The following is an 8,161-nucleotide window of genomic DNA, read 5'->3' on the forward strand; positions in this document are numbered from 1 at the left end:
CCGGATAGTAAGGACCGGGAATGCCTCCAGTGATCGAAATCCCGCGCGCCCACAACCCGTTTCCGACGGCAGGCGTGACCCGCGACGCCGACGGCGTCCCACACTACGACGATCTGCCCGCCAGCCTGGTGGACATGCTCGCCGAACAGGTCGAGCAGCGCCCGGACAGTGAGGCGGTGGTTGAGCTTGGCGCCGGCCGATTGACCTACCGCCAGTTGTGGGACCGCGCGGCCCGGGTCGCCGGGGGGCTGCGCGGGGGCGGGCTGCGGGCCGGTGATCGCGTCGCGGTGCGGTACCCCGCCGGCATCGACTGGGTGCTGGCGTTCTGGGGCATCGTGATGGCCGGCGGTGTTGCGGTGGCTGTCAATACGCGCTCGGCGCAACCGGAAGTCGAATTCGTCCTCACCGACTCGGGGGCGACGCTGGACCTGGCGGCGGGCAACCCGCTGCCCGACGGCCAGCCGTATGTGACGGAGCGACTGGGCCGCGCCGACGTGGCCGCGCTGTTCTACACGTCGGGCACCACCGGCCATCCCAAGGGGGTGCCGACGACCCACGAGGCCTTCCTGACCAACACCGAGAACGCGATCCGGTGCCTGGACCAGCCGCGCGACCTGGGCGAAGCGATGCGCACACTCATCTCGGTGCCGCTCTTCCACGTGACGGGCTGCAACTCACAACTGCTGGCCGCCACCCGCCTGGGCGGGGCCTCGGTGATCATGCCCGTCCTCAACCTGGACGAGTTGATCGCCTCGCTGGCCGCCGAGCGCATCTCGGTCATGGTCACCGTCCCGGCCGTCTACGCACTGATGTTGCGGCACAACGGGTTCACCGACGCCGACGTCTCCGGCGTCCGCTGGGTGGGTTACGGGGGCGCCCCGATCGCCCCGTCGCTGGTGCGTTCGGTGCAGGACGCCTTTCCGCGAGCCACGGTGTTCAACGGCTACGGCATGACCGAGTCGGCGTCGCTGATGACCGTGCTGCCGAGCCGGGACGCCGTCGATCACGCCGACTCGGTCGGGTACGCGGTCCCGTCCGTCGACCTCGGCCTGATTTCGTTCGGCGGCGACGAGGAAGGCGTCGGCGAGCTGGTGGTGCGCGGCGCGAACATCACCGCCGGGTACTGGAACCGGCCGGAGGCGACCGCGGCAACCATCGCGGACGGCTGGCTGCACACCGGCGACGTCGTGCGCGTCGACGAGGCGGGCCGGGTGCACATCGTCGACCGGCTCAAGGACATCATCAACCGCGGGGGTGAAAACGTCTCGAGCGTCGAGGTGGAGGCCGTGCTGCTGGCCGCGCCTCACGTCGCGGACGCGTGCGTGCTGGCGGTTCCCGACGACGTCATGGGCGAGAAGGTGGGCGCGGTGTTGTTCGGCGGTTCGGACGAGATCGACGTGCCGGCGGTGCTCGACCACTGCCGCGAGCAGCTCGCCGATTTCAAAGTGCCCCAGTACGTCACCGTGGTCGACAGCGCGCTGCCGCGCAACGCCGGCGGCAAACTGCTCAAGGGCAAGCTCCGCGAGCAGGTTCGGTGGGGGGATCCGCTGCGATGAGCGGGACGGTGCTGGTCGCCAACCGCGGCGAAATCGCGCTCCGAATCGTCCGCACCGCAACAGAATTAGCGATGCGATCGGTCGCGGTTTACGCCGAGGACGACGCCGAGAGCCCGCACGTGCACGCGGCCGACGAAGCGATCGGCCTGCCCGGCGCGGGGCCACGCGCCTACCTGGACCAGCCCGCCGTGCTGGCCGCGGCGAAAAGCTGCGGCGCCGAGCTCATCCACCCGGGCTACGGATTCCTCAGCGAGAACGCAGAATTCGCCCGGGCCTGCGCCGGCGCCGGGCACACCTTCGTCGGACCGGACGCCGACGTGCTCGAACTCGTGGGCAACAAGTCCGCCGCCCGCGGCGCCGCCGTCGCGGCCGGGGTGCCGGTGTTGCCCGCCACGGACGGACCGAGCAGCATCGCGGACATCGAGGCGTTCTTCGCCGCGCAGGGCGGCGCCGTCATGATCAAGGCGCTCGCCGGAGGGGGTGGCCGGGGGATGCGCACGGTGCGCAGCGCCGAGGAGATCGCCGCCGCGTACCAACAATGCGCCGCGGAGGCGCAACTGGGCTTCGGAGATCCGGCGCTGTTCGCCGAGGCGCGCCTCGACGGCGCGCGGCACATCGAGGTGCAGGTGGTCGCTGCGCCCGCGGGACACCAGACGCGCGCGCTCGCGCTCGGCGACCGTGACTGCAGCATCCAGCGGCGTTATCAGAAACTCGTCGAAATCGCACCCGCCCAAGGGCTTTCCGAGGCGCTGCGGCATGACCTGCACCGGGCGGCGGTCCGGTTGTGCGCGCGGGTCGGGCTGCGCGGGCTGGCCACGGTCGAATTCCTGGTGGCCGGTGAGGAGTTCGTGTTCCTCGAGGTCAACCCGAGGATTCAGGTCGAGCACACCGTCACCGAGGAAACGACCGGGTTCGACCTGGTGGCCGTCCAGCTGGCGATCGCCGGGGGCGCCACCTTCTACCAGCTCGGGCTCCCTGCCGGCATCGCCTCTGACGGCAACGAAGTCATGGGCGAGCCCGCCGCGCACCGTGGCATCGCCATTCAGGCGAGGGTGAACATGGAGACCTTCGCCCCGGACTTGTCGGTTGTGCCCGCGGCCGGCACCCTCACCGTGTTCTCGCCGCCGAGCGGCCCCGGAATCCGCGTCGACACCTACGGCCGGGCCGGACTGGTCGTCAGCCCGCACTACGACTCACTGCTGGCGAAGGTCGTCGCTCACGTACACGGGTCGTCGCCGCAGGCGGCGCTGCGCAAGGCCCGCACCGCCCTGGCGGAGTTCGGCATCGAGGGCGTCCGTACCAACATCGACTTCCTGCGCGAGCTGCTGTCCCAACCGCAAATCGAATCCGGTTGGGTGAGCACTGGTTTCCTCGACGAGAAGCTGCCCGAGCTCGCCGCGGCCGCGGCGACGCACCGGCACGCGGATCCCGTCGTGCCGGTCGAGCTGTATCCCGGTGAGGACGTGCTGCGCGCGCAGCTGGCGGGCACCGTGATCGAGGTGGCGCCCGAGTGCGCCGACTTCGGTGCGGGCAGTCAGCTCGTCGTCCTCGAATCGATGAAGATGCAGCACGTGCTCACCGCCCCCGACGCGCTGCGAACCGTCCGCGTTCTGGTAACGCCCGGGCAGGTGGTCGGAACCGGCGACCCGTTGCTGGTCTTCACCCGCACCGGCGACGGCCCCGGCGGCGACTCCGCCGCCGACGCAACGGATCTCGATCGGCCGCGAGCCGACCTCGACGAGGTGCGCCGACGGCATCTGTTCACTCTCGACGAGGGCCGCGAGGCCGCGGTTGCCAAGCGGCACAAGCAGGGCCGTCGTACCGCGCGGGAGAACATCGCCGACCTGATCGACCCCGGCAGCTTCATCGAATACGGCGCGCTGGCCATCGCCGCACAGCGCAGCCGCCGCTCCGAAGAAGACCTGATCGCCAACACGCCGGCCGACGGCCTGGTCGCCGGGCTGGCCACGATCGGCGCCGCCCGCTTCGGGCGGGCGGCGGCCGAGGCGGTCGTAGTGTCCTACGACTACACCGTGCTGGCCGGCACGCAAGGCATGCGCAACCACGCCAAGACCGACCGCGCGTTCGACCTGGCCGTCCGAAAACGCTTGCCGGTGGTGCTCTTCGCGGAGGGCGGCGGCGGCCGCCCGGGGGACACCGACGTGGGTGGCGCCGCCGGGCTGGACGTGCCGACCTTCCGGATGCTGGCCGGGCTGAGCGGTCGGGTGCCGTTGATCTCGATCGTGTCGGGCAGGTGCTTCGCCGGGAACGCCGCGCTGGCCGGGGTCTGCGACGTGATCATCGCGACCCCGGACGCCAACATCGGGATGGGCGGGCCCGCCATGATCGAGGGCGGCGGTCTCGGTGTATATCCGCCGGAGGCGATCGGCCCGATCGGTGTCCAGCGCCGCAACGGCGTCGTCAGCCTGGTCGCCCGCGACGAGGCGCACGCGGTGTCGCTGGCCAAGCAGTATCTGTCGTATTTCCAGGGCGGCGTGGACGATTGGGCGGCTCCGGACCCGCGGCTGTCTCGGCATGTGGTGCCGCAGAACCGGCTACGCGCCTATGACGTTCATCGGGCGATCGAGGCGATCGTCGATACCGGCTCGGTGCTGGAGCTGCGGCCCGACTACGGCGTCGGCATAGTCACCGCGCTGGTCCGCGTCGAGGGCGCGGCGTACGGGCTGATCGCGAACAGCACGCATCACCTCGGCGGCGCCATCGATGCCGAGGCCGCCGACAAGGCCGGCGACTTCCTTGCGCTGTGCGAATCGTTTCGGCTGCCGCTGATTTCGCTGTGCGACACCCCGGGCTTCATGGTCGGGCCCGACGCGGAGAAGGACGCGGCGGTCCGGCGATTCGGGCGGATGTTCATCCTCGGCGCGCGGCTGACCGTGCCGGTCGGGATGATCATCCTGCGCAAGGGATACGGGCTGGGCGCGATGGCGATGGCCGGGGGGTCCTTCCGGGCGCCCCAATTCACCGTCGCCTGGCCGACCGGCGAGATCGGCGGGATGGGACTGGAGGGCGCTGTGCGCCTCGGGTTCAGCAAGGAGCTGGCCGCCGAGGGCGACCCCGCCAAGCGTCAGGAACTATTCGACAAGCTGGTCGCCGCGGCCTACGACCACGGCAAGGCGCTGCGGGCGGCCACCACGTTCGAACTCGACGACGTCATCGACCCCGCGGACTCCCGGGCCTGGATTGTGAGGCTCCGGGAGCCGCGGAGATCGCGGTGACCGAACCGATCAGGCGTGGCCGCCGCCGCAGCCGACGCCGGGCAGGCAACCCTGCCCGCCCGGAATGCCGCCGGGCCCCGCGTTCTGGCCGCCCGAGCCGCAGCCGACGCCCGGGACGCAGCCCTGACCGCCGGGACCGCCGCCGGGGCCCTGGTTCTGTCCGCCGGAGCCACAGTTGCCGTTGCCGTCGCAACCGCCGCCGCCCGGGTCATCCTTGATGACCACGTGGGAGGGCGCCGCGGACGGTGCGGGTGCCGAAGCGGGGGAATCGGTCATGGCGATCGGCGCAACGGCGATCGCGGCGGCCGCAGCCCCGCCCATCACCAGTCTTTTCGTAAGGGTTAATTTCGAGAACATGCGGGTCGCATACCACCGACCCACACGTGTAAAACATCCATGTAGCGAACGGGAAACCGTTGGCTTTCGCGCGACGGAAGGCGCACCACGATGACCTCACAGGACCTGACCGGCCGGACCGCGATCATCACCGGCGCCTCGCGCGGGATCGGGCTCGCGATCGCCCAGCAGCTCGCCGGGGCCGGAGCCAACGTGGTGCTCACCGCCCGCAAGCAGGAGGCGGCCGACGAGGCGGCCGCACAGGTGGACGGCAACGCCCTGGGGGTCGGCGCGCACGCCGTCGACGAGGACGCCGCCCGGCGCTGCGTCGACCTGACCTGCGAGCGTTTCGGCGGCGTCGACATTCTGATCAACAACGCGGGCACCAACCCGGCGTACGGGCCGCTGATCGACCAGGACCACGCCCGATTCACCAAGATCTTCGACGTGAACCTCTGGGCCCCGCTGCTGTGGACCTCGCTGGTCGTCAAGGCCTGGATGGGTGAGCACGGCGGCGCGATCGTCAACACTGCCTCCATCGGCGGCCTGCACCAATCGCCCGCCATGGGCTTGTACAACGCCACCAAGGCCGCACTGATCCACGTCACCAAGCAACTGGCGCTGGAACTTTCGCCCCGAATCCGCGTCAACGCCATTGCCCCCGGGGTGGTGCGCACCCGGTTGGCCGAGGCGTTGTGGAAGGACCACGAGGATCCGCTGGCATCCTCGATAGCGCTCGGACGCATCGGCGAGCCCGTCGACGTGGCAGGCGCCGTGGCCTTCCTGGTCTCGGACGCCGCGAGCTGGATCACCGGCGAGACCATGGTGATCGACGGCGGGCTGCTACTCGGCGCCGCACAAGGCTTTCAAACTCGGCCGCAGGGCTAGCCATGACCACCGAAGACCTGGCGGTGGATCTCAAGGCGCGGGTGCAGGCGCTGCTCGACGAGCACGACCCGGCCACCACCGACCCGCGGGAATTCCTTGGCGCGCAGTACGACGCCGGCCTGGCCTGGGTGCACCTGCCGCGCGGCTTCGGCGGGCTGGACCTGCCGCGCAAGGCCCAGGAACTCGTCGACGCGCAACTGGCCGCCGCGGGCGCGCCGGTGGGCGGCACCGTCAAGAACTTCATCGGCATGGGCATGGCGGCGCCCACCATCGCGGCGTTCGGCACCGACGAACAGAAGCGAAAGTTCCTGCGCCCCTTGTTCACCGGTGAACAGGTCTATTGCCAATTGTTCAGCGAGCCCGGCGCGGGCTCGGATCTGGCCGGGTTGGCCACCCGCGCGGTCCGCGAGGGTGAAGACTGGATCGTCAACGGGCAGAAGGTGTGGACGTCGATGGCGCAGCACGCGCAGATGGCCATCCTGGTCGCCCGCACCGACCCGACGGTGCCCAAGCACGCGGGCCTGACGTACTTCCTGTGCGACATGACGCAGCCCGGCGTCGAAGTGCGGCCGCTGCGGCAGATCACCGGCGAGGCGGAGTTCAACGAGGTGTTCCTCACCGACGTGCGGGTGCCCGACTCCAACCGGCTCGGCCCGGTCGGCGGCGGCTGGCGCGTCGCGACCACCACGCTCAACAACGAGCGCGTCGCGATCGGTACCCGCGCCGGGACACCGCGCGAGGGCGGGATCATCGGGAAGGTCACCAAGGCGTGGCGGGACGAGCCCGGGCTGCGCAATCCCGCGATGCACGACGAGCTGATGAAGCTGTGGGTCGACGCGGAGGTCCTGCGGCTGGCCGGCGAGCGCCTGCGGCAGCAGGCCCAAGCCGGTCAGCCCGGTCCCGAAGGCGCCGGCATGAAGGTGGCCTTCGCCAGATTGGCGCAAGCGATTTCGGGGTTCGACATCGAGCTGCACGCCGAGGCGGGGCTGCAGTACGACGACTGGACCATGCGCAGGACCGAAGTCGTCGACCTGGTCGGTCGGGAGCCCGGGTACCGCTACCTGCGCGCCCGCGGCAACTCGATCGAGGGTGGCACCTCGGAGATCCTGCGCAACACCATTTCCGAGCGCATCCTCGGGCTGCCGGGTGAGCACCGCGTCGACAAAGACGTCGCCTGGAAGGACCTGCCGCGATGAGCGACCTGTTGTACTCCGAAACCGAGGACGCCCTGCGCGACAGCGTTCGGCGCCTGTTCGCCGACCGCTGCCCGCCCGAAGCGGTCGCACGCGCCTATGACCCTACGCCACAAGACTTTTCGGGCCTGTGGCGGACGCTGGCCGCCGAGTTGGGCGTCGCCGGCCTGTTGGTCCCGGAGTCACTCGGCGGCGCGGGCGCGGGGGCCCGCGAGGCCGCGGTCGTGATGGAGGAGATCGGCCGGGCCGTCGCGCCGGTGCCGTTCTTGTCCAGCGCGGTGCTGGCCACGGTCGCGCTGTTGCGCGCCGGCGATACCGAGACCGTGTCGGCGCTGGCGCGGGGTGAGCTGACCGCCGCGTTGGCGGTGCCGCTGTCGACCGCGCCCGGCGATCCGATCGGACTCGTCCCCGGCGGCGCGGACGGGCTGAGCGGATCGGTCACGAGCGTCGCCGGCGCCGCCGAGGCCGACGTGCTGGTGGTGCCGGTCGCGGGCCCGGATGGGCCCGAGCTGCACACCGTCTCGCGCACCGCGGCGGGGGTGGAAGTTTCGCCCCTGTTGGCGTTGGACATGACGAGACCCCTTGCCGACCTCAGCTTTTCGGCGGCAAAGTCGTCACGCGTCGGCCCTGCGGACGGGCCGATCGACGCGGCTCTGCGCACGGGGGCGGCGCTGCTTGCGTCCGAGCAACTCGGAGTCGCCCAGTGGTGTTTCGAAACCACGCTGGATTATGCCAAGCAGCGCAAGCAGTTTGGTCGCGCAATCGGCTCCTACCAGGCGATCAAGCACCGGCTCGCCGATCTGTGGTTCGAGGTCAGCGCCGCGACGGCGGCGGCCCGCCACGCCGCCGACACGTGTGCCCGCGCCGACGAAGACGCCGCCGTCGCCGCGGCGCTTGCCCAGGCGTATTGCAGCGGCGTCGCCGTGCACGCCGCCGAGGAATGCGTCCAGCT

6 protein-coding genes are annotated in these 8,161 nt (G+C 70.8%); 5 read left to right on the forward strand and 1 reads right to left on the reverse strand.

Going from position 1 to position 8,161, the window contains the following annotated elements:
* Window positions 1-20: 20 nt before the first annotated feature.
* Entirely contained in the window at window positions 21-1,556 is a 1,536-nt protein-coding gene (locus A5691_RS25360; protein WP_197694459.1) for a class I adenylate-forming enzyme family protein, read from the forward strand.
* The gene (locus tag A5691_RS25365) at window positions 1,553-4,792 is read left to right on the forward strand and encodes a carboxyl transferase domain-containing protein (protein ID WP_068266838.1); all 3,240 of its coding nucleotides are present in this window, start codon (window positions 1,553-1,555) and stop codon (window positions 4,790-4,792) included. The genes A5691_RS25360 and A5691_RS25365 overlap by 4 nt, the downstream gene beginning before the upstream one ends.
* A gap of 9 nt (window positions 4,793-4,801) precedes the next feature.
* Here the strand turns inward: A5691_RS25365 and A5691_RS25370 are convergent, their stop codons facing one another.
* Complete coding sequence (locus tag A5691_RS25370) at window positions 4,802-5,149, reverse strand: PE-PGRS family protein (RefSeq protein ID WP_067750810.1); 348 nt, start codon at window positions 5,147-5,149, stop codon at window positions 4,802-4,804.
* 90 nt (window positions 5,150-5,239) lie between these two features.
* Here A5691_RS25370 and A5691_RS25375 point away from each other — a divergent pair, with 90 nt between their 5' ends.
* The 3 genes from A5691_RS25375 to A5691_RS25385 all read left to right on the forward strand — a co-directional run.
* Complete coding sequence (locus tag A5691_RS25375; RefSeq protein ID WP_067750805.1) at window positions 5,240-6,016, forward strand: SDR family oxidoreductase; 777 nt, start codon at window positions 5,240-5,242, stop codon at window positions 6,014-6,016.
* A 2-nt stretch (window positions 6,017-6,018) separates the two neighbouring features.
* Entirely contained in the window at window positions 6,019-7,212 is a 1,194-nt protein-coding gene (locus A5691_RS25380; protein WP_067750799.1) for an acyl-CoA dehydrogenase family protein, read from the forward strand.
* Window positions 7,209-8,161, forward strand: a 953-nt coding sequence (locus tag A5691_RS25385) for an acyl-CoA dehydrogenase family protein (RefSeq protein ID WP_067750793.1), incomplete at its 3' end; no start/stop codon positions are given. The genes A5691_RS25380 and A5691_RS25385, both read left to right, overlap by 4 nt.

Source organism: Mycobacterium sp. E183 (assembly GCF_001667735.1).
GTDB lineage: Bacteria > Actinomycetota > Actinomycetes > Mycobacteriales > Mycobacteriaceae > Mycobacterium.

Coding starts and splice junctions, on each gene's coding strand:
- A5691_RS25370 (WP_067750810.1), bottom strand. CDS start 5,149: ATGTTCTCGAAATTAACCCTTACGAAAAGACTGGTGATGGGCGGGGCT.
- A5691_RS25375 (WP_067750805.1), top strand. CDS start 5,240: ATGACCTCACAGGACCTGACCGGCCGGACCGCGATCATCACCGGCGCC.
- A5691_RS25360 (WP_197694459.1), top strand. CDS start 21: ATGCCTCCAGTGATCGAAATCCCGCGCGCCCACAACCCGTTTCCGACG.
- A5691_RS25380 (WP_067750799.1), top strand. CDS start 6,019: ATGACCACCGAAGACCTGGCGGTGGATCTCAAGGCGCGGGTGCAGGCG.
- A5691_RS25365 (WP_068266838.1), top strand. CDS start 1,553: ATGAGCGGGACGGTGCTGGTCGCCAACCGCGGCGAAATCGCGCTCCGA.